The sequence below is a fragment of the Rhizobium sophoriradicis genome, assembly GCF_003939025.1.
GTDB classification, from domain to species: domain Bacteria; phylum Pseudomonadota; class Alphaproteobacteria; order Rhizobiales; family Rhizobiaceae; genus Rhizobium; species Rhizobium sophoriradicis.
Genome location: NZ_RQIH01000009.1, coordinates 100,051 through 121,710 on the forward strand (window position 1 = coordinate 100,051; position 21,660 = coordinate 121,710).

Here is a 21,660-nt window from a genome sequence, read left to right on the forward strand (position 1 = left end):
AAGGCCGGATGCAGCCGGAGTTTTATGAACTTTCTTGATCCGCTTCCGTTTGGACCTGGGACGAGCGACCGTCGCGCCGCCGCGATGGCGGCGGCATGGAAAGGCTTCCGATGAAAATGGCGATGGCCACCAAGCGTCGTGAGCATCGGAGACACTGCCGGTGATCACCGCTTACTGCTCCAATTGCAAATCGGTCGAGATCCGCGATCTCTCGCAGCCGGCATCCTTTCCCGAGGATGTCGTCTGGATCGACATGGTCGAGCCGAGCCGCGAGGAGGAGCTTTATGTCGAAAAGGTTCTCGGCATCGAAGTTCCGACCCGCGAGGATCTCAAGGATATCGAACCTTCGGCTCGCCTTTACATCGAAAACGACGCCGTCTTCATGACCGCTTCGCTCGTCTGGAAGGCGGAAACCGACGCGCCGACGCTGACCGATGTCGCCTTCATTCTGGCCGGAAACCGTCTGGTCACCATCCGTTACGCCCATCCAAAATCCTTCGCGCTGTTCATCGCCGCCCTTCACCGGCTGCCGGAAAACTGGCGCAGTGGTGCTGCCCTTCTCGCCAAGCTCTTGGAGACGATCGTCGACCGCACCGCCGAAATCCTCGAAACCTCCGTCTCGCGCATCGACATTTTGTCGACGCATGTCTTCGGCCGGGCGAAAAAGGTGCGCAAGCCTTCGAACTATCTCGAGCAAAAACTGCGCGATATCGCCGGTCATCACCGCATGATCAGCAAGCTGCGCGATAGTCTCGGCTCGCTTTCCCGGCTTCTGACATTCTTTCACACGATCCCGGCGATCCAGCAGGACCCCGAGGCGAAGGAGCTCTGCCGCACCATCTCGCGCGACATCCAGTCGCTGTCGGAGCATGCCGCCTTTGTCGCCGCCAACATCACCTTCCTGCTCGACGCCTCGCTCGGCCTGATCAACATCGAACAGAACTCGATCATCAAGATCTTCTCGATCGCCTCGGTCGTGTTCCTGCCGCCGACATTGGTCGCATCCGTCTATGGCATGAACTTTCAGGTCATGCCGGAGCTGGCCTGGACGGCGGGTTACCCCTTCTCACTGGCTTTGATGGTGATATCAGCCGTGATCCCCTTTTTCTTCTTTCGCTGGAAAGGCTGGCTCTGAGAAGCCTGTTGAAATTTCATGTCCGAAGAGAGCCATCCGCACGAACGCCAAATGACGCCGCGCAAGCTTTTTTATCTCGCGCTCGGTTCCGTCGGCGTCGTCTACGGCGATATCGGCACCAGCCCGCTCTATGCTTTTCGCGAGGCGCTGAAGCCTGTCGCCCATGACGGTGTCACCCGCTTCGAGGTGATCAGCCTGATTTCGCTGATGATCTGGGCGCTGACGATCATCGTCACCATCAAATATGTGCTCTTCCTGCTACGCGCCGATAACGAAGGGGAGGGCGGCACGCTGTCGCTGCTTGCCCTTCTGATGAAGACCGCCAACGGCCATACCGCCATACTGATGCTGCTCGGCCTGATGGGGGCTGCCCTCTTTCTCGGCGATGCGATGATCACGCCGGCGCTGTCGGTGCTGTCGGCGGTCGAGGGCCTGAAGCTCGTCACACCAAGGCTGTCGGAATATATCGTGCCGATTTCGGTGGTGATCCTGGCGCTGCTCTTCGTCGTGCAATCGCGCGGCACCGGCGCGGTGGCGAAATTCTTCGGCCCGATCACCGCCGTCTGGTTCCTGGTCATGGCGGCCGCCGGCATTTCCCATATCTCCGATGACTACGGCATCCTTGCCGCCTTCAATCCCTATTATGCCGTCGCCTTCCTGCTGCATGAGGGCTTTTACGGAATCGTCGTGCTCGGCGCCGTCTTCCTGACGGTAACGGGTGCGGAGGCGCTGTATGCCGATCTCGGCCATTTCGGCCGCCGCCCGATCCAGTGGGCCTGGTTCCTGCTGGTCTTCCCGGCACTGACGCTGAACTATCTCGGCCAGGGCGCTCTCGTTCTCGGCAATCCGATGACGATGTCCGATCCCTTCTATCTGATGTATCCGAAGTGGGCGCTGCTGCCGGTCGTCATCCTGGCGACCGCCGCGACGATCATCGCCAGTCAGGCGGTTATCACCGGCGCGTTCTCGATGGTGCGCCAGGGAATCAATCTCGGCTTCCTGCCGCGCATGGAAATCCTCTTCACCTCGGAAACCAATACCGGGCAGATCTTCGTGCCGTCGGTCAATGCCGTGCTGTTCTTCGGTGTCATCTTCCTGGTATTAGGCTTCAAGACCTCGGACGCGCTGGCGACCGCCTACGGCATTTCCGTCACCGGCGCCATGGTCGTCACCTCGATCATGGCCTTCGAATTCGTCCGCGCCCGCTGGAACTGGTCGTTTCCCCTCGCGGTGGCCGCGCTTGCGCCGCTGGTCGTGCTCGAATTGATCTTCCTTGGCGCCAACCTTCTGAAGATCCACGATGGCGGTTATATCCCGATCCTGATCGCCACCGCCTTTACCGTCGTCATGTGGACATGGCGCCGCGGCACCGCGATCCTCTTGGAAAAGACTCGGCATACAGATATTCCGCTCGCCTCCTTCGTCAGTTCCATCGAGCGCAAGAGCGAGCATTCGCCGGCCCAGGTTCCGGGCACGGCGATCTTCCTGACCAGCGATCCGGAATCGGCCCCGGCCGCCCTCTTGCACAATCTCAAGCACAATCACGTGCTGCACGACCGCAACGTCATCCTGACGATCCGCACCGTCAACAAGCCGCGCGTGCCGAGCCACGACCGCTACAAGGTCGAGCCGATCTCCGAGCGGTTCTCCCGCGTCGAACTGCTGTTCGGCTTCATGGAATCGCAGAATGTCTCGCAGGCCCTGGCGACGCTGCGCAAGACCGGGTTGAAGTTCGACATCATGTCGACCTCCTTCTATCTCGGCCGCCGCAAGCTGGTGCCGGACGCCAAGTCCGGCATGCCCTATTGGCAGGACCGGCTCTACATCGCGCTTGCCAACGCCGCCACCAACCCTTCGGACTACTTCCGCCTGCCGGCAAACCGCGTGGTCGAACTGGGATCGCACGTCATTATTTGACGGGTGGGTGGATAAAGACCCCCCCAAACCCCTCCCCACAAGGGGGAGGGGCTTAACCTGCCGCACCCTTTCGTAAACATCTCGGCGTTTCGGCGGGAATGCGGCGGCGCCACCCGGAGCTCCTCCCCCTTGTGGGGAGGGGTTGGGGAGGGGACTTTGCAAGGGGCGCAGACACCCAGCATCTTTCAGCTACTTTAGAATATCCAAAACCGCCAATGGTCACATTCCGGCACGGCCCGTTAACCGGACGTCAAGGTTAATGCGAGATTTTCGATGGAATGTTCCCGCGTTCCATGCCCGGAGTTCGTGTTGCGTCGAAAGAGCCCCTCCCGTAGCAAGCTGCTTCCCGAGAACTGGGTGTCACCTGTCATCTTCGGGCTCGCCGGCTGGCTGATCTTCCCGAGCGTCGCCTCCCACGCCGATCTCGCCACCATGCTCGCCGGTCTCGATCGTGAGAGCGAGAGCTGGCGTATGGTGCTGACCAATTCTCCGGCCGGCTCCATTCATCAGGCCGAACTCGCCTTTGCCGATCCTGATGTGACGGGTTCGATCGCGTCGGGCGCCGGCATGGTGCTGCCGGATGGCCGCAAGGTTGCTTTCTCTGCCCAGGACAAGGGCACTGCCAAGGACAAGGGCGCGGCCAAGGGCCACGAGGACACGCCCGACGAGGATCGCGTCAATCGCGGCATGAAGAAGGGCCGCATCGTCGCCGTCGAAAAGATGCAGCCGCCGAAGGATTTTTCCGCCGGCTCCATTCTCGAGCGCACCAGGATGCTGTTCACCCCGAGCTTCGACCTCAAGGACCGATCGGCCTTCGTCAAGCCGAAGATCCAGGGCAAGGAAATCGAGATCGCCACTTCTTTCTATAAGAAGCAGGCGGTGGTGACCGATAACGGCGTGCCGGCGATGCTGGCAAACCTCGTCACCAGCAACAAGGCCGACGTGCTGGCCACCGCCTATGCGCCGGCAGCACCCGACTATTTCAGCCAGTCGCCCTTCGATTCGATCCTGACCGATCAGGACAGCGGCCGCTTCGTCCCCGAGATCGGCCCGCGTGATCACGCCTGGGCCGCTAGCGTGCTGCCGCCGAGCGTCTTTTCTGCCCGCGAGCAGCAATGTCTTGCCTCCGGCATCTATTTCGAGGCGCGCGGAGAATCGGTGAAGGGGCAGGCGGCCGTTGCCCAGGTCATTCTCAACCGCGTCCGCAATCCTGCCTATCCGAAGACCATCTGCGGCGTCGTCTATCAGAACGAGGATTGGCGCAACCGCTGCCAGTTTTCCTTCGCCTGCGACGCCATCAAGGACAGGGTGAACTCGGAATATCACTGGCGGATGGCCCGCGATGTGGCGATGGCGGTGACAGCAGGCAAAATCTGGCTGCCGCAGGTGGGCTCGGCGACTCATTACCACGCCGTCTACGTCCGGCCAAAATGGGCAAAGACCATGGAAAAGGTCGGCCGCATCGGTCTCCACGTCTTCTACCGCACCTATGGCGGCGGCTGGAGCTGAGATAAATCGTCCGGGTCCGGCCGATTTCCGGCGCCGAAAAGCGGATTCTTTCCGTCGAATTTGCGGGATCGACCCGTGATCGCTTTATCTATTTGATTCCATGTGATTATTTTCTCGCTGGACAGAAGCTGTCTACGCCTTGACTATACTAATCCCTAAAACTATGTTGCGCGCGACTTCAGAACGGGCCGGAAGGGTCTCAACCTTCGCGTCCGGGGTCCGAATGACCGGGGTAGCGGGAGTGCGGGCGACGGGCAGGCGAGGATAGATCCATGGCGGACGACCGCGAAGAAAGTCTTGAGAAGCGCCGTGCGCAACTGGAAGCGAAACTCGCGACCAAGCGCGTCGAGGCGAAAATGGACGAGGCAAGCGAAGCCCGCGCCGAGGTAAGCCGCAAAGGTTATGCCCAGGCGATGAAGCTTTCCAGCGAGTTCATTGCCGCCATCATCGTCGGTGCCGTTCTTGGCTATGTCTTCGACCGTTTTGTTGGCACGGCGCCTTGGGGAATGATTGTTCTTCTGCTTCTCGGATTCTGTGCCGGCGTTCTGAACGTGCTGCGTTCTGCGGGGGTGGTGGCCCATCCCCTGGACGACAAGGACGACAAGAAATAAGGACCGGTCCCGGTCCAGTACAATGACCCCGCGTCCTGCGGGCCAAAGAGAGAGAACAAGCGGTGTCTAACGATCCGACTCATCAGTTCCTGATCCAGAAGATTGTCCCGATCGAAATCGGCGGAATTGATTTTTCGTTCACCAACGCATCGCTGTTCATGGCCGCTTCGGCTGCCGTTGCCGCAGGCTTCCTCTATTTCGCGACCTCAAACCGCGCCATCGTGCCGGGCCGTTCGCAGTCGGTCGCGGAAATGTCCTATGAATTCATCGCCAATATGCTGAAAGAAGGCGCGGGCAAGCAGGGAATGAAGTTCTTCCCGCTGGTCTTCTCGCTCTTCATGTTCGTCCTGACGGCGAACCTGCTCGGCATGTTCCCCTATTTCTTCACGGTGACGAGCCAGATCATCGTCACCTTCGCGCTGGCTCTCCTCGTCATCGGCACGGTCCTGGTCTACGGTTTCTATAAGCACGGCTTTCACTTCCTGAACGTCTTCGTGCCCTCGGGCGTGCCGGGGCTTCTGCTGCCGCTGGTCGTCCTGATCGAAATCATTTCCTTCCTGTCCCGTCCGATTTCGCTCTCCGTTCGTCTATTTGCAAACATGCTCGCCGGTCACATCACGCTGAAGGTGTTCGCAGGCTTCGTTGCCTCGCTTGGAGCCCTCGGTGCAGTCGGTATCGGCGGAGCCGTTCTTCCCCTCATCATGACCGTCGCCCTGACCGGTCTCGAGTTCCTCGTTGCCTTCCTCCAGGCTTACGTCTTTGCGGTGCTGACTTGCATGTACCTCAACGACGCGATCCATCCGGGCGGGCACTAAGGATAACGACATCGACGTCAAAGGGCGTCAGTCATTCGCCGCAACAACCATTTCAAAGGAGTTCAACATGGAAGCGGAAGCAGCAAAGTTCATCGGTGCAGGTCTGGCTTGCTTTGGTATGGCCGGTACGGCTCTCGGCCTCGGCAACATCTTCGGCAACTACCTCTCCGGCGCTCTGCGCAATCCGTCTGCCGCTGACAGCCAGTTCGGCCGTCTGGTATTCGGCTTCGCCGTTACGGAAGCTCTGGGCATCTTCTCGCTGCTCGTCGCTCTCCTCCTCCTCTTCGCCGTCTGATTTCGGCGGATAGATGGATCACGGCCTGCGACCGCAAGCCGTGATCCTTTGCATTTGCAGTCCACCTGGAGGTGAGCATGTTTTTTGTGACCCCGGCTTACGCTGAAGAAGCACCGGCGGCAGCGACCGGCACGGATGCGCATGGCGCTCCGGCCGCAGGCGAGGTCCATACCGAGACCGGCGTAGCCGAAGGCGAACACGCCCGTGGCCCGTTCCCGCCCTTCGATTCGACGACCTTCTCGTCCCAGCTGCTCTGGCTGGTGATTACGTTCGGCGTCTTCTACCTCCTTATGCAAAAGGTCATCGCGCCGCGCATCGGGGCCATCCTCGATCAGCGCCACACGCGCATCTCCCAGGACCTGGAAGAAGCAGGCCGCCTGAAGGCGGAAGCCGACGCCGCCGTCCAGACCTATGAAGGCGAATTGGCGGCAGCACGCGCCAAGTCGAATGCGATCGGCTCCGCCGCGCGCGACGCCGCCAAGGCCAAGGCCGAAGAGGAACGCCGCACTGTCGAGGCGAGCCTGTCGGAAAAGATCAAGGCTGCCGAAGTCCGCATCGCCGACATCAAGGCGAAGGCTTTCGCTGACGTTGGCACCATTGCCGAGGAAACGGCGGCTGCCGTCGTCGAACAGCTGATTGGCGGCAATGCTGCCCAGGCTGATGTCGCCGCCGCCGTCGCGGCCGCCAAGAAGGAGGCTTGATCGATGGAATTTCACCTTGACGCGACTTTCTTCGCCTTTGTCGGCCTCGTCCTTTTCCTGGCGCTGGTTGTCTACCTGAAGGTTCCCGGAATGATGGCGCGCTCGCTCGACGACCGCGCCGACCAGATCCGCAACGAGCTGGCCGAAGCCAAGCGCCTGCGCGAGGAGGCACAGCACCTGCTCGCCGAATACCAGCGCAAGCGCAAGGAAGCAGAAGCCGAGGCGGCGCACATCGTTGCTGCCGCCGAGCGCGAAGCCGAGATGCTGACTGCCGAAGCGAAGAAGAAGACGGAAGAATTCGTCGCCAATCGCACGGCGCTCTCCGAGCAGAAGATACTGCAGGCCGAGGCCGAAGCGATGAAGGCGGTCCGTTCCGCCGCCGTCGATCTGGCGATCGCGGCCGCTGAAACGGTGCTCGCCAAGAAGGCGGATGGCAAGGTCCAGTCCGAACTCTTCGGCAATGCCGTTGGCCAGGTCAAGACGCGGCTCAACTGAGCGGTATCGAATGGAATGAGGGAAAAGGCCGGGCATGTCCCGGCCTTTTTGTTGTTGAATACTCAATCTCGGGTCGAGGGTATGCCGCTCCCTCTCGATCCCTCTTCTCCCCTCGGGGGTCCGAAGGACGGGTCGAGACACGTGGCTCGACCCAGGTCGGTGCCCGTAGGGCGGGTGAGGGGCCGAGGAAGCCGGTCTTTCCAAATAAAACCGATGCGAGCTTCCACCGTGTTCAGGGCGGTGGGGCGCGGCGTTACCGCTGGCGTGGCTTTTCCGTGAGGGTGTGCCGTGCGGCCCCCTCATCCGCCTGCCGGCACCTTCTCCCCGAGGGGAGAAGAGGATATGTCGTGGCCTCTCCGTTCCTCGCGTGCCCTTCAGCGGCCCGGCTTCTCATTCTGCCCGGGTTTTTCTTTGAGCAATTCTATTCCGAAATCAGCTCGTCCATCTCAGGCCCGTCCTCGCCCTTGCGCAACGGCCGGAAGCTCATTCGGTGCAGGGAGCAGGGGCCGTGTTTCTCGATGCCGGCGCGGTGCTGCGCCGTGCCGTAGCCGACATGCGCGGCGAAGCCGTAATCCGGAAAGACATTGTGGGCGCGCGCCATCATCCGGTCGCGCGTCACCTTGGCGACGATCGAGGCGGCGGCGATCGAGACCGAGCGGGCATCGCCCTTGACCACGGCCTGCCCGGGGCAATCGAGACCGGGCGGCACGTCGAGCCCGTCGGTCAGCACGTAGCTGGCAGGAACGGCGAGGCTGCAGATGGCGCGGCGCATGGCGTCGAGGCTTGCCTTGCGGATATCCGTCTCGTCGATGCGCGTCGAGCTGGAAGAGGCGATCGAGACGGTCGCGGTCGCGAGAATCTGCACAAACAATTCCTCGCGCCGCTGCGCCGAAAGCTGCTTGGAATCGTTGAGGCCCTCGGGGATGCGCTTCGGATCGAGGATGACGGCGGCGGCGACGACCGGCCCGGCAAGCGGCCCGCGACCGGCCTCGTCGGCGCCCGCAACCGGCCAGTGGCCGGCCTTGCGGGCTTTGAGCTCCAGGCGGAAATCCGGCACGAGCGGAGCCGTGTCGAAAAGCAGGGGAGAATCGGGTGGCGTGCGAGGTCTCATGCGGCTGAACCTCGCACGCCAACCCGATTTCCCGCAAGTCCCCGGATCAGGGCGGCGGGCCGGGGACGGTCCGGCGGATGGTGGCGGTCAGGGCCATCCGCTGGAATTGCGCTCGGGGCTCGAAAACAGGGCGGTTTTTCGACGGCCGATGCGCAAATTCTTTAAATCAGAGCAGCGACAGCTGTACGCCGCTGCCATCAGGCGGCACGAAAAGGTCGTCGCGCAGCGGCATACCGCGTCGCGTCAGGCCAAAACGCCTCGCCGCCATTTCGAAGCGCCGGGCGATCTGCCACGCATAGGGACCGGCGCCCTTCATGCGCTTGCCGAATTCTGCATCGTAATCCTTGCCGCCGCGCATTGAGCGCACCAGCGACATCACATGCCGGTAGCGATCGGGATAATGCTGCAGCAGCCAGTCGCGGAAGAGCGGGCTGACCTCGAGCGGCAGCCTCAGGATGACATAGCTCGCCTCGACGGCGCCGGCCGCCTTGGCCGATTCGAGGATGCGCTCCAGCTCGTGATCGTTCAGCGCCGGGATCAGCGGGGCGGCCATCACGGCCGTTTGGATACCCGCTTCCGACAGCGTGTGAATGGTCTCCAGCCGACGCGGCGGCGTGGCGGCGCGCGGCTCCATCGTCCGGGCAAGCTTGCGGTCGAGCGTCGTCACGGAGATGCCGACGCGCACCAGGTTCTTCGCCGCCATCTCCTGCAGAATGTCGAGATCCCTGAGGATCATCGCTGACTTGGTGACGATCGAAACCGGATGGTTCGCCTTGTTCAAAACCTCGAGAATGCCGCGCATGATGCGCCATTCCTTCTCGACCGGCTGATAGGGGTCGGTATTGGTGCCGATCGCGATCGCCCGAACCTTGTAGCCCGGCTTGGCGAGCTCCCGCTCCAGCAGCTTTGCCGCATCCGGCTTGGCGAACAGCTTCGTTTCGAAATCGAGCCCCGCCGAAAGCCCCATATAGGCGTGTGTCGGCCGGGCGAAACAATAGATGCAGCCATGCTCGCAGCCGCGATAGGGATTGATCGAGCGATCGAAAGCGACGTCGGGCGATTCGTTGCGGGTGATGGCCGTGCGCGGCTTTTCGATCTGCACCTCGGTCTTGAACGGCGGAAGCTCTTCCAGCGTCTGCCAGCCGTCGTCAAAGGTCTCCCGCTGCAGCGCCTCGAAGCGGCCGTTCGGGTTCAGCCCTGCGCCGCGCCCGCGGCGCCGGTCGACCTCGACCCTCAGCCCGGAGGATACGATCATCGCATCGGCAATATCTGCCGTATTGGCAGGCGCGAATGCGGCCTGCCCTGCCAGGGACTGCTCTCTCATCGGATTCTCCCGCGGCGGGAAGCGATCGCCTTCGCCCGTTTTGCTGATTAAATTCCTATCGGCAAAACGGGAACAATGCAAGAACAAAATACGGAAAACGCCGCTGGCAAAAATTTGTGCGGCGCATTATGACTAGACAATGTTGACGGTTGTTCTCGAATGTCAGGATCAGGAAACCGAGCTGGCCCAGACCTTATCGGTCTTGGTGGCGGGTGCGGTGGAGGGTCTTATCAGCGATGTGGTGGTGCTTGATCACGGCTCGCGCGACGGCACTTCGCGGGTCGCCGACGCCGCCGGCTGCCGGTTTCAGTCGCAGTGGGATATCAAGGACATCGTCGGTTCCGCCCGCGGCGACTGGCTGCTTTTCGTCGAGCCGGGTGCACGCCCGCAAGCCGGCTGGATCGACGAGATTGCCGAATATATCGCGCTCAACAAGCTGCCGGCCCGCTTCACCGCCTCGCGCGGTTACCGGCGCCCGTTTTTCGAGCGCGTCGGCCGCGCCGCGCCGCCGCTGGAGCTTGGTCTGCTGATGCCGAAAAGCCAGGCGCTTTCCGCCGCCAGGAGCGGCATGCGCCTTGCCGACTTCGTCAAGGGTCAAAAGCCGCGCAAGCTCGCGTGTGAATTGATTCCTTCCTGGGTGGCACGCGCTGCGCGGTAGAATACCAGAAGCTGCCCCTCACCCTAACCCTCTCCCCGTAAAAACGGGGCGAGGGGACGTGCCCTGCGAGACGTCAGCGGGGAACGGAGAGGTTGCGACATGTCCCCTTCGCCCCGTTTACGGGGAGAAGGTGCCGGCAGGCGGATGAGGGGCCAGTCTAGGAACGACGGCGGCGATCGCACTCTCCCACCGATCGCGCAGAAGATAGCGCCCAATAAGTTTTCGCGCTATAATCCTCTCATGGCGCCGCCGAAGCGCCTCGCTTCGCAACGGATGGCCATGGAATGCCGGTGGACGGCGGAACAGGTCAGCGAAAATCTCCTCTTCTGCCGGGTTCCCGGCGAGAGGAGGTGCGTCGTGGTACGCGGTATGGTTTACGGCCTGGCGGCCGTCATATTGCCGACATTGATAATCGCGCATCCGCATTCGGCAGCGTCGCAGACGATGCTCAGTTGCGCAGGCCGATCCGACGTCGTCAAATTCCTTGATAGGAATTTCACTGAAAAGCTCACCGCAGTCGGATTGATAAACCAGAACTCCGTTCTTGAGGTTTATGCTGCCAAAAGCGGAACCTGGACGCTCGTCGTCACCGATGTCCACGGCATAAGCTGCATCCTGCTGTCAGGGGACAGCTGGGATTCGATGCCCGCCTTGCCTGGCCTTGCCACATAAAAGCCGTCCGCTTTTGCCGGCAGTCTACTTCGTTGCGCCGCGTTTCAGGTGCTCGTCGAGACGCGGCATGATCTCGACGAAGTTGCACGGCGTGCTGCGGTAGTCGAGCTGCCCCTTCAGAATGCCGTCCCAGGCATCCCGGCAAGCGCCGGGCGAGCCCGGCAGTGCGAAGATGAAGGTGGCATTGGCGACACCCGCCGTGGCGCGCGACTGGATCGTCGCCGTGCCGATCTTCTCGTAGGAAATGCGGTGAAAGACGGCGGAAAAACCGTCCATACGCTTTTCGAACAAGGGCTCCAGCGCCTCGGGCGTCACATCGCGACCGGTAAACCCGGTGCCGCCTGAGGTGATGACGACATCGATGTCGTCCCGTTCGGTCCAGGCCTTGACCTGCGCGGCGATTTTGTCCCGGTCGTCAGGCACGATCGCCCGGTCGACCAGCCGGTGCCCCGCTTCGGTGATCCGCGCCGCCAGCGTGTCGCCGGACTTGTCGGTTTCCGGCGTGCGGCTATCCGAGACCGTGAGGACAGCGATGCCGACGGCGATAAACGGCCGCTTTTCGTCCAGACCCGCCATTACATGCCTCCCGAAACCGTTTCCGTCGCCTGGACATACCAGTCGGGCCGCTCGCCGTGAAGAGCTGCCGCCGCCCCTTGCGCAGCCGCCATTGTCGAAAAGATCCCGAAACAGGTGGCGCCGGAGCCGGACATGCGGGTGATGAGCGCGCCCTGGGCCTGCAGCATCTGCGAGATCACGGTAATCTCGGGCACCAGTTCGCGCGCCGGCGGCTCCAGATCATTGCGGGCCGCACCGATCGCCGTGAGCCAGCCGCCAGTCCCGGACAGACCGCGGGCGAGATGCAGAGCCGGATTGTTCTTGCCCGCCAGCCGGCGGAAGACCTCGGGCGTCGATACGCCCTTCAGGGGATTGGCGAGCACCATGGCAAAGGCCGGCAGCTGAGGCACGGCTTCGATTCTTTCGCCGATCCCACGGGCAATCAGCGGTCGGCTCTCAAGGCACATCGGCACATCGGCGCCGAGCTTCAGCGCAAGGCTGGCAAGGGTCTCCACCGGCAAGTCCATGCCCCAGAGCCGCATCAGCCCGCGCAACGTCGCGGCCGCATCGGCCGAGCCGCCGCCGATGCCGGAAGCGATCGGCAGGTTCTTTTGAAGGTGAATATGCACAGGAAAGGCGAGGGCACCGAGCTGCTCGCGCAGGAGATCGCGTGTCCGCAGCACCAGGTTGGTGCCGTCGCCGGCAAGCGTCTCGCCGAAAGGGCCCGACAGCGTGAAAGCGTCGGCCTGCGCAGGCAGAAAGCCCAGCCGGTCGCCGCAATCGGCGAAAGTCACCAGCATGTCGAGCAGATGATAGCCATCTGCCCGCTGGCCGGTCACATGCAAGGCGAGGTTGATCTTCGCGCGCGCCTTTTCGGTGACGCCGAAAGCCTCGGCCAGGCCTTCTTCAGGCATCCTTGCCGCCCGTCAGGATTTCTTGTCGACCGGCGGCGGGGTGACGGGCGCCGGATCTGGCTGCTTCTTGTCGGCCGCCTTGGCATCGTCGCTCGCAGGAGGCAGGCCGTTGGCGACCTTGTCCTTGATCTTCGGAATTTCGGCGGCTTCCGGCTCGGAGGCTAGCGCCCGGTTCCACTGATAGACGGCCTCGAGCTTGCGGCCGACGCGCCAGTAGGCGTCGCCGAGATGGTCGTTGATCGTCGCGTCGCCGGCCTTGATCTGTGCGGCCCGCTCCAGCTCGTCGACGGCATCGTCGAAGCGGTTGAGGCGGAAATAGGCCCAGCCGAGCGAATCGATGATGTAGCCATCGTCGGGGCGAAGCTCGACGGCCTTCTTGATCATGCCGAGGCCTTCGTCGAGGTTCCGGTTCATATCGATCCAGGAATAGCCGAGATAGTTCAGCACCTGCGGCTGATCGGGATTGAGCTCGAGCGCCTTGCGGAAATTCGGCTCCGCCTGGTCCCACTTCTTCAGCCGCTCATAGGCGATGCCGCGCTGGAAGAAAACGCTCCAGTTGGCGCGGCCGGGAATCGGGCCGATCACTTGGACGGCCTTGTCGTAATTGGCGGCCATCGCCTCGTAGTCCTTGGCGTCGGAGAGCACGCTGCCATAGGCGAGGTAGCTGCGGATGTCCTTCGGGTCGGAGGCGATCAGCGCCTGCAGGTGCTTGCGCGCCTCGTCCACCTTGCCGCCCTGGGCAAGGGCAAGGCCGAGCTGAAGCTCGGAGATGCGCCGCATCGGTGAATTCTCCGGCACCTTCTTGTAGAGCGCGATGGCGCGGTCCATCTGGTTCTGTTTCTCGGCGATGCCGCCGAGCAGCACCAGCGTATCGGCGCTGTTCGGGTCGAGCGCTTTGGCCGTCTGCAGGTAGAGCGAAACGATATCCTCGGCGCCGTCGCGATTCAGCGCGCCGCCGACCGAGAACAGCACGCCGGCGGCCCCTTCTGCGGCGGTCTTGACCTGCTGTTCCTGCTTCTCGCCCTTCTCGATACTGTCGCGCAGCGCGTTCAGCGGCGCGTAATTCGGCAGCAGGTTGTCGCCGACGGAAACGGCGTCGAGCGCCTTCTGCTTGTTGCCCTGTGTTGCTTCGAGGCGGGCAAGCGCCATGACAGCCCGCATGAAGGTATCGGGCGCGGTCGCACCGCCCTCCTTGTCGAGCACGGCGTCGTTCAGATGCTTTCGGGCGGATTTCACGTCGCCGGTGGCAATGGCGATGGCGCCGGCATTGTAATTCTGGAAGATGCGGAACCAGTCCGGCCCCTTCATCTTCTCGACCATGGTGAGTGCTTCCTTGCCGCGGCCGGCGCCGACGCGGGCCCAGGCGAGCAACAGATCGTTCATCATCCGGTCGAGATCGTTCGGACCCTTGTATTTCAGGATAGCTTCGGCGCTCTTGTAGTCATCGCGGCGCACGGCATCCATGCCGCGCACGATCGTGGTGATGCGCTCGACCGAGGGATCGCCCTTCAGGTCGTTGGCATATTTGACGCCTTCCTTGATGTCGCCGTTGAGCAGCAGTGAGATCATCAGCCGCTGGCGAATCTCCGGATTGCCGGGCTCGATCTGAAGCGCCTTCTTGTAGAGTGCGATCGCCGTTTCATAATCGTGATCGACATCGGCCGTGCGTGCGGCGAGGAAGGCACCGGAGAAGGTGGTGACGCTATCGGCATTGAAGGTCTCGGTTTTGCCGGCATCGCCCGCCGTCTTGGCCGCATCCTCGGCATTCACGCCGGCGACGACGCCGAGCGAAAGAACAGCCGCCAATGCTGCGCTCGTAAGAAGACGGATGGCAATTCTCTGCCGCATAAGGAAACCTTTCTTCGAGAGCGTCCGGCCATAAGGCCGGCCGCAAATCAGTTGCGATCACTGATTCATAACAGGATGGCTTTTTTGAAGCGGCGCCGCAAGAAAATCAGGCTGCGATCGAGGATGTGTGATCAGTTGACGCGCTCGATGCAGAAGTCGATCACTTCCATCAGGGCAGATTTCCACATCGTATCGGGAAGCGGCGCCAGCGCGTCGCGGGCGATCGTGCCGTAATGGACCGCCCGACCGATCGTGTCGCTGAGCGTGCCATATTTGGTGATCAGCCCCAGCGCTTTTTCGAGGTTGGCGTCTGTGCTGTTGCCGGCCTCGATCGCATCGCGCCAGAAGGCGCGTTCGTCCTGCGTGCCGCGGCGATAGGCAAGGATGACCGGCAGCGTGATTTTGCCTTCGCGGAAATCGTCACCGACATTCTTGCCGAGATCGGCGGCCTTGCCGCCGTAATCGAGCGCGTCGTCGACGAGCTGGAAGGCGAGCCCGAGATTCATGCCGTAGGATTTCAGTGCGTTGCGACCGGACCGGCCGGCTTCGGCGACGATTGGCCCGACCTCGGCGGCGGCGGCAAACAGGGCGGCCGTTTTGGCGCGAATGACGGAGAGGTAATCGTCCTCGGTCGTCTCCATGTTCTTGGCGACGGAAAGCTGCAGCACCTCGCCTTCGGCGATCACGCAAGCGGCGGAAGACAAGACGTCGAGCGCGTCGAGCGAGCCGACTTCGACCATCATGCGGAACGCCTGGCCGAGCAGGAAATCGCCGACCAGCACGCTTGCCTGGTTGCCCCAAATCATCCGTGCCGTCGATCTGCCGCGGCGCAGGTCGCTTTCGTCGACGACGTCGTCATGCAGCAGTGTCGCCGTGTGCATGAACTCGACCGAAGTCGCGAGCTTGACGTGATTTTCGCCGCGGTAGTCGAACAGCGAGGCGGCGGCCAGCGTCAGCATCGGCCGCAGCCGCTTGCCGCCGGACGAGATCAGATGGTTGGCCACTTCGGGGATCATCTGCACGTCGGAGCCGGCCTTGGACAGAATGAGCTGGTTCACCCGCTCCATATCGGCCCTGGTAAGATCGACCAACGGCTTTATGGATGCCAGTTTGTTTTTGCTTTCTTCAAGCGGTATGACCACGCCCAACGACCCGGACTCCTGTTCATTCATTGCAGCTGACAATAGAAAGGGGCGATGGACGCGGCAAGAGGTGAATTGTCGCGCAGGGCGAAATTGGAAGGAAAATGACGGCAAATGCATGAGCTTATCCGCGCCAACGACCCCGTGCTGCTCTCCTATGCCGAGAGCTTGATGAAGGATGCCGGCATTCATTGCTTCATCGCCGATCAGGGCATGAGCGTGCTGGAAGGCTCGCTCGGCATGCTGCCGCGCCGTCTGCTGGTGGATGAGGAGATGGCCGATCAGGCCCGCCGCATCCTCATCGATGCCGGTCTCGGCGGCGAATTGCGCGACAGGAAGTGAGCGGGGATGACCGGCGAGCCTGCCCAAACAATCGATGCCTTCCATCGCGGCGCCTTCCACCTGGTGCAACCGCAGGGCAGGGGGCACCGCGCCGGCATGGATGCGATGCTGCTGGCCGCACTCGTCGCCGATAACCGTCCGGTCCGGGTTGCCGATCTCGGCGCCGGCGCCGGTGCGGCCGGCCTTGCCGTCGCCTCGCGCCTTGCCGATGCTGAGGTGGTGCTGTTCGAACGCTCTGCCGAGATGGCCGCTTATGCCAGCCGCAGCATTCTGTTGCCGGAAAATGCCCATCTCGCCGGCCGCGTCAGCGTCGTCGAGGCCGATGTGACGCTGACCGCCAAGGCGCGCAATGATGCCGGCCTCACCGATGAGAGTTTCCACCACGTCATCATGAACCCGCCCTTCAACGACGCCGGCGACCGGCGCACGCCGGATGCGCTGAAGGCCGAAGCCCATGCGATGACCGACGGCCTGTTCGAAAGCTGGATCCGCACGGCCGGCGCCATCATGATTCCCGGCGGACAATTGTCGCTGATCGCGAGGCCCGAATCGATCGCCGAGATCGTTGACGGCTGCGGCCGGCGTTTCGGCGGCATCGAAATCACCGCCATCCATCCGCGCGAACGTGAAAACGCCGTGCGTATCCTGGTGACCGCGATCAAGGGGTCGCGGGCGCGGCTGTCGCTGCGCGCACCGCTCATCATGCACGAAGAGGGGAGCCACAAGTTCTCCCCTCTCGTCGATGATTTCAACAATGGCCGGGCGGCCTATGCCAGGCTTCGATCTTCATCAGCCAGAGCATGATGCCGAAAAGTGTGAGCGGTTTTCGGACAACATCATGCTCTAACTCTTTAATTTAGAACAGTATTCAGATTTTGGGCCGACCGGGCCTAAAATCATCCTGTTCTAGCCGGTGACGAAGTCGAGCAACAGCTTGACGTTCAGCCCGGCGATCACGACCGCGATCACATAGGAGATGCCGCTCAGCCAGCGCGGCGCCACCAGTTCGCCCATCTTGGCCTTGCTGGCGGTGAACATCACGAGCGGGAAGACGGCGAAGGAAAGCTGCAGGCTGAGCACCACCTGGGTGAGGATCAGAAGCTCCGCCGTGCCCTGGTCGCCGTACCATATGGTGACGACCGCCGCCGGCACGATGGCGATGGCGCGGGTGATCAGCCGGCGCACCCAGGGTTTCAGCCGGATCTTGAGGAAACCTTCCATGACGATCTGGCCGGCAAGGGTCGCCGTCACCGTCGAGTTGAGGCCGCAGCAGAGCAGCGCGACGCCGAACAGCGTCGGCGCGATCGCGAGACCGAGCAGCGGCGACAACAGCGAATGCGCTTCGCCGAGCTCGACGACGTCGGTCCTGCCATGCGCATTGAAGGCGGCAGCGGCCAGGATCAGGATCGAGGCGTTGATCAGCAGCGCGAAACAGAGCGCGACCGTCGAGTCGATCGTCGCATAGGTCAGCGCCTCCTTCTTTTCGGGAACCGTATGGCCATAGGCCCGCGTCTGCACGATGCCGGAATGGAGATAGAGATTGTGCGGCATGACGGTCGCACCGAGAATGCCGAGCGCCAGATAAAGCATCTCCGGATTGGTGACGATCTCGGTGGTCGGAAAGAAGCCGGTGATGACGGCGCCCCATTGCGGGTCCGCGAGCAGGATCTGCACGCCGAAGCAGAGCGCGATGACACCGAGCAGCGCGATGATGAAGGCCTCGACCCAGCGGAAACCGAGTTTCTGCAGGAAGAGGATCACGAAGACGTCGAGCGCGGTAATGAGAACGCCGAGCTCGAGCGGAATGCCCATCAGCAGGTTGAGGCCGATCGCCGTGCCGATCACCTCGGCGATGTCGGTGGCGATGATGGCAATTTCGGCAAAGGCCCAGAGCGGCACCGAAACCCATTTCGGATAGGCGTCGCGGCAGGCCTGCGCCAGGTCGCGGCCCGAGGCGATCGCCAGGCGGGCGCAGAGCGATTGCAGCACGATCGCCATCAGGTTGGAAAGCAGTGCGACGGTCAGCAGCGCATAGCCGAATTTCGAGCCGCCGGCGAGCGAGGTCGCCCAATTGCCGGGGTCCATATAGCCGACCGCGACCATATAGCCCGGCCCGGCAAAGGCCGCAGCCCTGCGCCACCTCGAGCTGTGTCGCCCGGTTCCGACGCTACGGTAGACATCCGACAGCGACGCCTCGCCGCGTTCGTGCCGCCAGCCTTTTACATTGGAATTGAGGGCATCCATGCGATTTCCAAACCTGTTTTATCGTGAGGGCACTATGACGAATTGGAATGATAATGCAAGTCATTCGCAACAAGAAAGCCAATCCGGTGTTTTTCAGGAACGCGGCCATTGCGTTTGTCGTTCCAACGCATACATGGATGCGATCGCGAAATGACGATCGTGCGACCCGAAGCGAAGGATGAGAGATGGCCGGATTGTTGAGAAAGCTGTTGCCGAAACGGTTCCGCAAGGATGGCCTCACCATCCCGGTCGTCCGGCTGCAGGGGGCGATCATCAGCGGCGGCGGCCAGTTCCGGCCGACCCTCAATCTCGCCAATGTCGCGCCGGTGCTGGAAAAGGCCTTCGCCATGAAGGGGGCGCCGGCGGTTGCCATAGCAATCAATTCGCCGGGCGGCTCGCCCGTCCAGTCGCGGCTGATCTTCACCCGCATCCGCGAGCTCGCCCGCGAGAAGCAGAAGAAGGTTCTGGTCTTCGTCGAGGATGTCGCCGCCTCCGGCGGCTACATGATCGCGCTGGCCGGCGACGAGATCATCGCCGACGCCACCTCGATCGTCGGCTCGATCGGCGTCGTCTCCGGCGGTTTCGGCTTCCCTGAACTCTTGAAGAAGATCGGCGTCGAGCGCCGCGTTTATACGGCGGGCGAAAACAAGGTGATCCTCGATCCGTTCCAGCCGGAAAAGGAAAAGGACATCGAATATCTGAAGAGCCTGCAGCTCGAAATCCATCAGGTCTTCATCTCGATGGTGCGCGAGCGCCGCGCCGGCAAGCTGACGGACGATGCGACGGTGTTTTCCGGCCTGTTCTGGAGCGGCACCCGCGGCCTCGAACTCGGCCTCATCGACGGCCTCGGCGACATGCGCCAGGAGCTGAAGCGGCGCTACGGCCAGAAGACGAAGCTGGAGCTCGTCACCGCCAGCCGCGGCCTGCTCGGCCGCCGCATTCCCGGCATATCGCCGGTCTCGCTCGAAGGTGCTGCATCCGGCCTCGCGACAGGGCTTGTCGAAGCGGCCGAAGAGAGAGCATTGTGGAGCCGCTTCGGGCTTTAGGAGGAGCAGGAGAGGGACATGGCGCAGCTTATCACCATCCTGGTGCTGGTCTTTTCGGCCTGGTGGCTCTACCGCCGCTTCGTCTCCGACGCCCGCAGGCTCGCCGAAAAATCCCGCCGCGCCGAAAAGGAGCGCCAGACCGGCGCGATCGGCACCTTGGTCAAGGATCCCGTGACCGGGGAATATCGGCTGAAGCGGGATGAAGAGTAAGGTTCAATTCTCCCGCCCCTCATCCGCCTGCCGGCACCTTCTCCCCGCTTGCGGGGCGAAGGGGACCGCGACCTCTCCGTCCCCACCGACCTCTCGCGGGGCACGTCCCCTCTCCCCGTCAGTACGGGGAGAGGGTTAGGGTGAGGGTGAGGGGCAGGCTCTCTCCATACGGGCCGGCCACTCTTGCAAAACCCTTGACCCCTGCCGCCCTCCATGGCACCTGTCGCGCCGATAATCCCCAAGCAATCGGTGCCGTTTCATGTCAGCTATCCCAGACCATATGAACCCGAAGCGCTCCTTCCAGGCGCTGATCCTGACCCTGCATAACTACTGGGCGGACAAGGGTTGCGCGGTGCTGCAGCCCTACGACATGGAAGTCGGCGCCGGCACCTTCCACCCGGCTACGACGCTGCGCGCCCTCGGGCCGAAGCCGTGGAAGGCAGCTTACGTCCAGCCCTCCCGCCGCCCGTCCGACGGCCGCTATGGCGAAAACCCGAACCGCCTGCAGCATTATTACCAGTACCAGGTCATCCTGAAGCCGAACCCACCGAACCTGCAGGAGCTCTATCTCGGCTCGCTCGCGGCAATCGGCCTCGATCCGCTGCTGCACGACATCCGCTTCGTCGAGGATGATTGGGAAAGCCCGACGCTCGGCGCCTGGGGCCTCGGCTGGGAATGCTGGTGCGATGGCATGGAGGTCTCGCAGTTCACCTATTTTCAGCAGGTCTGCGGCATCGAATGCGCGCCGGTCGCCGGTGAGCTGACCTATGGTCTCGAGCGCCTGGCCATGTATGTCCAGGGCGTCGACAATGTCTATGACCTGAATTTCAACGGCCGAGAGGGCGATGAGAAGATCAGTTATGGCGACGTCTTCCTGCAGGCCGAGCAGGAATATTCGCGGCACAATTTCGAATTCGCCAATACCGAAATGCTGCATCGTCACTTTGTCGATGCCGAGAAGGAATGCCGCGCGCTGCTCGACGCCGGCGCACCCGACGACAGCGCCAACCAGCGCCTGCACAAATGCGTCTTTCCGGCCTACGACCAGTGCATCAAGGCCAGCCACGTCTTCAACCTGCTCGATGCCCGCGGCGTCATCTCGGTGACCGAGCGCCAGAGCTATATCCTGCGGGTGCGCACCCTCGCCAAAGCCTGCGGCGAAGCCTTCCTGCTGACCGATGCCGGCGGCGTCAACCTGTCGAAAGAGGCGGCGTGACGCAAAAGCCTGCCAGCCGTATCGTCCACATCAACGGCTGGCCAGGCACCGGCAAGCTGACGGTCGGTCGCTTGCTGGCGAAAGGGCTCGGCGCGCGGCTCATTGACAATCACATGCTGCTTAATCCGGCCGAAGCTCTTTTCGCTCGCGGCAACCCTCTGCATGCATCACTGCGTGAGCAGATTCGGCGGGCGGTTTTTGACCATGCTGTGCACGCCGATCCGGCTGAAAGCTTCGTCTTCACCGATGCTCTTTCGGATGATGAGCATGATAGTGCGATGTTTTCCTGGTATCTCGATCTGGCTGCCGCCAGAGGCGCGGATCTGGTCGCGGTTCTCCTCGACTGCGCGCCGGAGGAGAATGCCAGGCGCCTCATCTCGCCGGGGAGGTCCGAGGCGCTCAAGCTGACGGATACGGCGAAGCTGCAACAGCTCCGGGCAAACTATAGATTGTTGCGCGGGCTGGCTGAACACACAGTCGAAATTGATACGACGGAGCTTTCACCGGAAGAGACGGCGGCTCGAATTCTCGCGCATCTCGGTGTTTGATGGCGGCGGCGCCAATCTCACGAGCGAGGCCCGAAGGCCAAGCTCGAAGCAGCGGCAGATCCGCAATAACATCCTCAATGTGAATCGTTATATCAGCGGCGAGATAAACGGCCCCGCAATGTCGGTCGAATGCTACGAGCACTATCTGCCGTTCGCAGTCGCGCTCAACGTCGAGCAGCGCTGGACCGAGCGCTTCAATCTCTGGCGAGAGAGCCAGAAGATGAATGCCTATGCTCCGGATTGGCTGATAACCTCTTAGTCAGCAGGGTATCGATCAAAGTCTCGTCGAAACCGGCTGGAGAATTGTTTCGCCAAGATGACTTTGTTCTGCCGAATCACTAACGTGCGATCA

Annotated in this window: 23 protein-coding genes and 1 pseudogene; 17 read left to right on the forward strand and 7 right to left on the reverse strand. The window is 62.3% G+C overall.

Annotation, left to right across the window (positions count from 1 at the left end; all coding sequences use genetic code 11):
- Positions 1-160: 160 nt before the first annotated feature.
- The 8 genes from EFR00_RS16610 to EFR00_RS16645 all read left to right on the forward strand — a co-directional run bounded on the left by EFR00_RS16610 (position 161) and on the right by EFR00_RS16645 (position 7,478).
- On the forward strand, positions 161-1,135 hold the full coding sequence (locus EFR00_RS16610; RefSeq protein WP_077991061.1) for a magnesium transporter CorA family protein: 975 nt from the start codon (positions 161-163) through the stop codon (positions 1,133-1,135).
- Between the two features lie 18 nt (positions 1,136-1,153).
- A complete protein-coding gene (locus EFR00_RS16615) occupies positions 1,154-3,052 on the forward strand; it encodes a potassium transporter Kup (RefSeq protein WP_038687157.1) in 1,899 nt (632 codons plus the stop codon).
- Positions 3,053-3,325: 273 nt separating this feature from the next.
- Positions 3,326-4,561 (forward strand): cell wall hydrolase, encoded by a 1,236-nt coding sequence (locus EFR00_RS16620; protein WP_077991059.1) that lies wholly within the window; start codon positions 3,326-3,328, stop codon positions 4,559-4,561.
- Positions 4,562-4,833: 272 nt separating this feature from the next.
- Positions 4,834-5,172, forward strand: coding sequence for an AtpZ/AtpI family protein (locus tag EFR00_RS16625; RefSeq protein ID WP_009993692.1), 339 nt, complete (start codon positions 4,834-4,836; stop codon positions 5,170-5,172).
- A gap of 62 nt (positions 5,173-5,234) precedes the next feature.
- Positions 5,235-5,987: a F0F1 ATP synthase subunit A gene (locus EFR00_RS16630; protein ID WP_038687163.1), complete on the forward strand. Its 753-nt coding sequence runs from the start codon at positions 5,235-5,237 to the stop codon at positions 5,985-5,987.
- Between the two features lie 67 nt (positions 5,988-6,054).
- Positions 6,055-6,282 (forward strand): F0F1 ATP synthase subunit C, encoded by a 228-nt coding sequence (locus tag EFR00_RS16635; RefSeq protein ID WP_010026583.1) that lies wholly within the window; start codon positions 6,055-6,057, stop codon positions 6,280-6,282.
- A 77-nt stretch (positions 6,283-6,359) separates the two neighbouring features.
- Positions 6,360-6,983 (forward strand): F0F1 ATP synthase subunit B, encoded by a 624-nt coding sequence (locus EFR00_RS16640; protein WP_038687167.1) that lies wholly within the window; start codon positions 6,360-6,362, stop codon positions 6,981-6,983.
- Between the two features lie 3 nt (positions 6,984-6,986).
- Positions 6,987-7,478 carry a F0F1 ATP synthase subunit B gene (locus EFR00_RS16645; protein WP_038687169.1) on the forward strand — a complete coding sequence of 164 codons (492 nt, stop codon included), beginning with the start codon at positions 6,987-6,989 and terminating at the stop codon, positions 7,476-7,478.
- Positions 7,479-7,899: 421 nt separating this feature from the next.
- Here EFR00_RS16645 and EFR00_RS16650 read toward each other — a convergent pair whose 3' ends face one another.
- Together EFR00_RS16650 and EFR00_RS16655 are read right to left on the reverse strand one after the other, a co-directional pair.
- Positions 7,900-8,589 (reverse strand): ribonuclease HII, encoded by a 690-nt coding sequence (locus EFR00_RS16650; RefSeq protein WP_038687171.1) that lies wholly within the window; start codon positions 8,587-8,589, stop codon positions 7,900-7,902.
- Positions 8,590-8,755: 166 nt separating this feature from the next.
- The gene (locus tag EFR00_RS16655) at positions 8,756-9,913 is read right to left on the reverse strand and encodes a PA0069 family radical SAM protein (protein ID WP_039618151.1); all 1,158 of its coding nucleotides are present in this window, start codon (positions 9,911-9,913) and stop codon (positions 8,756-8,758) included.
- A 139-nt stretch (positions 9,914-10,052) separates the two neighbouring features.
- Here EFR00_RS16655 and EFR00_RS16660 point away from each other — a divergent pair, with 139 nt between their 5' ends.
- Together EFR00_RS16660 and EFR00_RS16665 are read left to right on the forward strand one after the other, a co-directional pair.
- Positions 10,053-10,571 carry a glycosyltransferase family protein gene (locus tag EFR00_RS16660; protein ID WP_038687174.1) on the forward strand — a complete coding sequence of 173 codons (519 nt, stop codon included), beginning with the start codon at positions 10,053-10,055 and terminating at the stop codon, positions 10,569-10,571.
- A gap of 357 nt (positions 10,572-10,928) precedes the next feature.
- Complete coding sequence (locus EFR00_RS16665; RefSeq protein ID WP_038692270.1) at positions 10,929-11,243, forward strand: hypothetical protein; 315 nt, start codon at positions 10,929-10,931, stop codon at positions 11,241-11,243.
- A gap of 24 nt (positions 11,244-11,267) precedes the next feature.
- On the opposite strand, the gene moaB is transcribed toward EFR00_RS16665, so the two are convergent.
- The 4 genes from moaB to EFR00_RS16685 all read right to left on the reverse strand — a co-directional run bounded on the left by moaB (position 11,268) and on the right by EFR00_RS16685 (position 15,708).
- Positions 11,268-11,819 carry a molybdenum cofactor biosynthesis protein B gene (moaB, locus tag EFR00_RS16670; RefSeq protein ID WP_038687175.1) on the reverse strand — a complete coding sequence of 184 codons (552 nt, stop codon included), beginning with the start codon at positions 11,817-11,819 and terminating at the stop codon, positions 11,268-11,270.
- On the reverse strand, positions 11,819-12,712 hold the full coding sequence (locus EFR00_RS16675) for a 4-(cytidine 5'-diphospho)-2-C-methyl-D-erythritol kinase (protein ID WP_077991056.1): 894 nt from the start codon (positions 12,710-12,712) through the stop codon (positions 11,819-11,821). The genes moaB and EFR00_RS16675 overlap by 1 nt, the downstream gene beginning before the upstream one ends.
- A gap of 12 nt (positions 12,713-12,724) precedes the next feature.
- Positions 12,725-14,560: a tetratricopeptide repeat protein gene (locus EFR00_RS16680; protein ID WP_077991054.1), complete on the reverse strand. Its 1,836-nt coding sequence runs from the start codon at positions 14,558-14,560 to the stop codon at positions 12,725-12,727.
- A gap of 131 nt (positions 14,561-14,691) precedes the next feature.
- On the reverse strand, positions 14,692-15,708 hold the full coding sequence (locus EFR00_RS16685) for a polyprenyl synthetase family protein (RefSeq protein WP_038687181.1): 1,017 nt from the start codon (positions 15,706-15,708) through the stop codon (positions 14,692-14,694).
- Between the two features lie 108 nt (positions 15,709-15,816).
- On the opposite strand from EFR00_RS16685, the gene EFR00_RS16690 reads away from it, so the two are divergent.
- Both EFR00_RS16690 and EFR00_RS16695 read left to right on the forward strand, forming a co-directional pair.
- Positions 15,817-16,044 (forward strand): putative signal transducing protein, encoded by a 228-nt coding sequence (locus EFR00_RS16690; protein WP_004672609.1) that lies wholly within the window; start codon positions 15,817-15,819, stop codon positions 16,042-16,044.
- 6 nt (positions 16,045-16,050) lie between these two features.
- Complete coding sequence (locus EFR00_RS16695; RefSeq protein ID WP_077991051.1) at positions 16,051-16,848, forward strand: tRNA1(Val) (adenine(37)-N6)-methyltransferase; 798 nt, start codon at positions 16,051-16,053, stop codon at positions 16,846-16,848.
- A 102-nt stretch (positions 16,849-16,950) separates the two neighbouring features.
- On the opposite strand, the gene EFR00_RS16700 is transcribed toward EFR00_RS16695, so the two are convergent.
- Entirely contained in the window at positions 16,951-18,288 is a 1,338-nt protein-coding gene (locus tag EFR00_RS16700; RefSeq protein WP_077991049.1) for an Nramp family divalent metal transporter, read from the reverse strand.
- Between the two features lie 185 nt (positions 18,289-18,473).
- On the opposite strand from EFR00_RS16700, the gene EFR00_RS16705 reads away from it, so the two are divergent.
- From EFR00_RS16705 to EFR00_RS16725, 5 genes and pseudogenes are all read left to right on the forward strand, one after another.
- Positions 18,474-19,334, forward strand: coding sequence for a S49 family peptidase (locus EFR00_RS16705; protein WP_038687187.1), 861 nt, complete (start codon positions 18,474-18,476; stop codon positions 19,332-19,334).
- Between the two features lie 18 nt (positions 19,335-19,352).
- Positions 19,353-19,544 (forward strand): hypothetical protein, encoded by a 192-nt coding sequence (locus EFR00_RS16710; RefSeq protein WP_009990644.1) that lies wholly within the window; start codon positions 19,353-19,355, stop codon positions 19,542-19,544.
- Positions 19,545-19,803: 259 nt separating this feature from the next.
- Positions 19,804-20,760, forward strand: coding sequence for a glycine--tRNA ligase subunit alpha (locus tag EFR00_RS16715; protein ID WP_038687193.1), 957 nt, complete (start codon positions 19,804-19,806; stop codon positions 20,758-20,760).
- Positions 20,757-21,308 carry an adenylate kinase family protein gene (locus EFR00_RS16720; protein ID WP_077991046.1) on the forward strand — a complete coding sequence of 184 codons (552 nt, stop codon included), beginning with the start codon at positions 20,757-20,759 and terminating at the stop codon, positions 21,306-21,308. Before EFR00_RS16715 ends, EFR00_RS16720 begins: the two co-directional genes overlap by 4 nt.
- 31 nt (positions 21,309-21,339) lie before the next feature.
- Positions 21,340-21,567 (forward strand): annotated as a pseudogene (locus EFR00_RS16725) (DUF2207 family protein); the annotation flags it as partial.
- Positions 21,568-21,660: the final 93 nt, after the last annotated feature.

Coding starts and splice junctions, on each gene's coding strand:
- EFR00_RS16615 (WP_038687157.1), top strand. CDS start 1,154: ATGTCCGAAGAGAGCCATCCGCACGAACGCCAAATGACGCCGCGCAAG.
- EFR00_RS16620 (WP_077991059.1), top strand. CDS start 3,326: ATGGAATGTTCCCGCGTTCCATGCCCGGAGTTCGTGTTGCGTCGAAAG.
- EFR00_RS16625 (WP_009993692.1), top strand. CDS start 4,834: ATGGCGGACGACCGCGAAGAAAGTCTTGAGAAGCGCCGTGCGCAACTG.
- EFR00_RS16635 (WP_010026583.1), top strand. CDS start 6,055: ATGGAAGCGGAAGCAGCAAAGTTCATCGGTGCAGGTCTGGCTTGCTTT.
- EFR00_RS16640 (WP_038687167.1), top strand. CDS start 6,360: ATGTTTTTTGTGACCCCGGCTTACGCTGAAGAAGCACCGGCGGCAGCG.
- EFR00_RS16645 (WP_038687169.1), top strand. CDS start 6,987: ATGGAATTTCACCTTGACGCGACTTTCTTCGCCTTTGTCGGCCTCGTC.
- EFR00_RS16650 (WP_038687171.1), bottom strand. CDS start 8,589: ATGAGACCTCGCACGCCACCCGATTCTCCCCTGCTTTTCGACACGGCT.
- EFR00_RS16655 (WP_039618151.1), bottom strand. CDS start 9,913: ATGAGAGAGCAGTCCCTGGCAGGGCAGGCCGCATTCGCGCCTGCCAAT.
- EFR00_RS16660 (WP_038687174.1), top strand. CDS start 10,053: ATGTTGACGGTTGTTCTCGAATGTCAGGATCAGGAAACCGAGCTGGCC.
- moaB (WP_038687175.1), bottom strand. CDS start 11,819: ATGGCGGGTCTGGACGAAAAGCGGCCGTTTATCGCCGTCGGCATCGCT.
- EFR00_RS16675 (WP_077991056.1), bottom strand. CDS start 12,712: ATGCCTGAAGAAGGCCTGGCCGAGGCTTTCGGCGTCACCGAAAAGGCG.
- EFR00_RS16680 (WP_077991054.1), bottom strand. CDS start 14,560: ATGCGGCAGAGAATTGCCATCCGTCTTCTTACGAGCGCAGCATTGGCG.
- EFR00_RS16690 (WP_004672609.1), top strand. CDS start 15,817: ATGCATGAGCTTATCCGCGCCAACGACCCCGTGCTGCTCTCCTATGCC.
- EFR00_RS16695 (WP_077991051.1), top strand. CDS start 16,051: ATGACCGGCGAGCCTGCCCAAACAATCGATGCCTTCCATCGCGGCGCC.
- EFR00_RS16700 (WP_077991049.1), bottom strand. CDS start 18,288: ATGGATGCCCTCAATTCCAATGTAAAAGGCTGGCGGCACGAACGCGGC.
- EFR00_RS16705 (WP_038687187.1), top strand. CDS start 18,474: ATGGCCGGATTGTTGAGAAAGCTGTTGCCGAAACGGTTCCGCAAGGAT.
- EFR00_RS16710 (WP_009990644.1), top strand. CDS start 19,353: ATGGCGCAGCTTATCACCATCCTGGTGCTGGTCTTTTCGGCCTGGTGG.
- EFR00_RS16715 (WP_038687193.1), top strand. CDS start 19,804: ATGTCAGCTATCCCAGACCATATGAACCCGAAGCGCTCCTTCCAGGCG.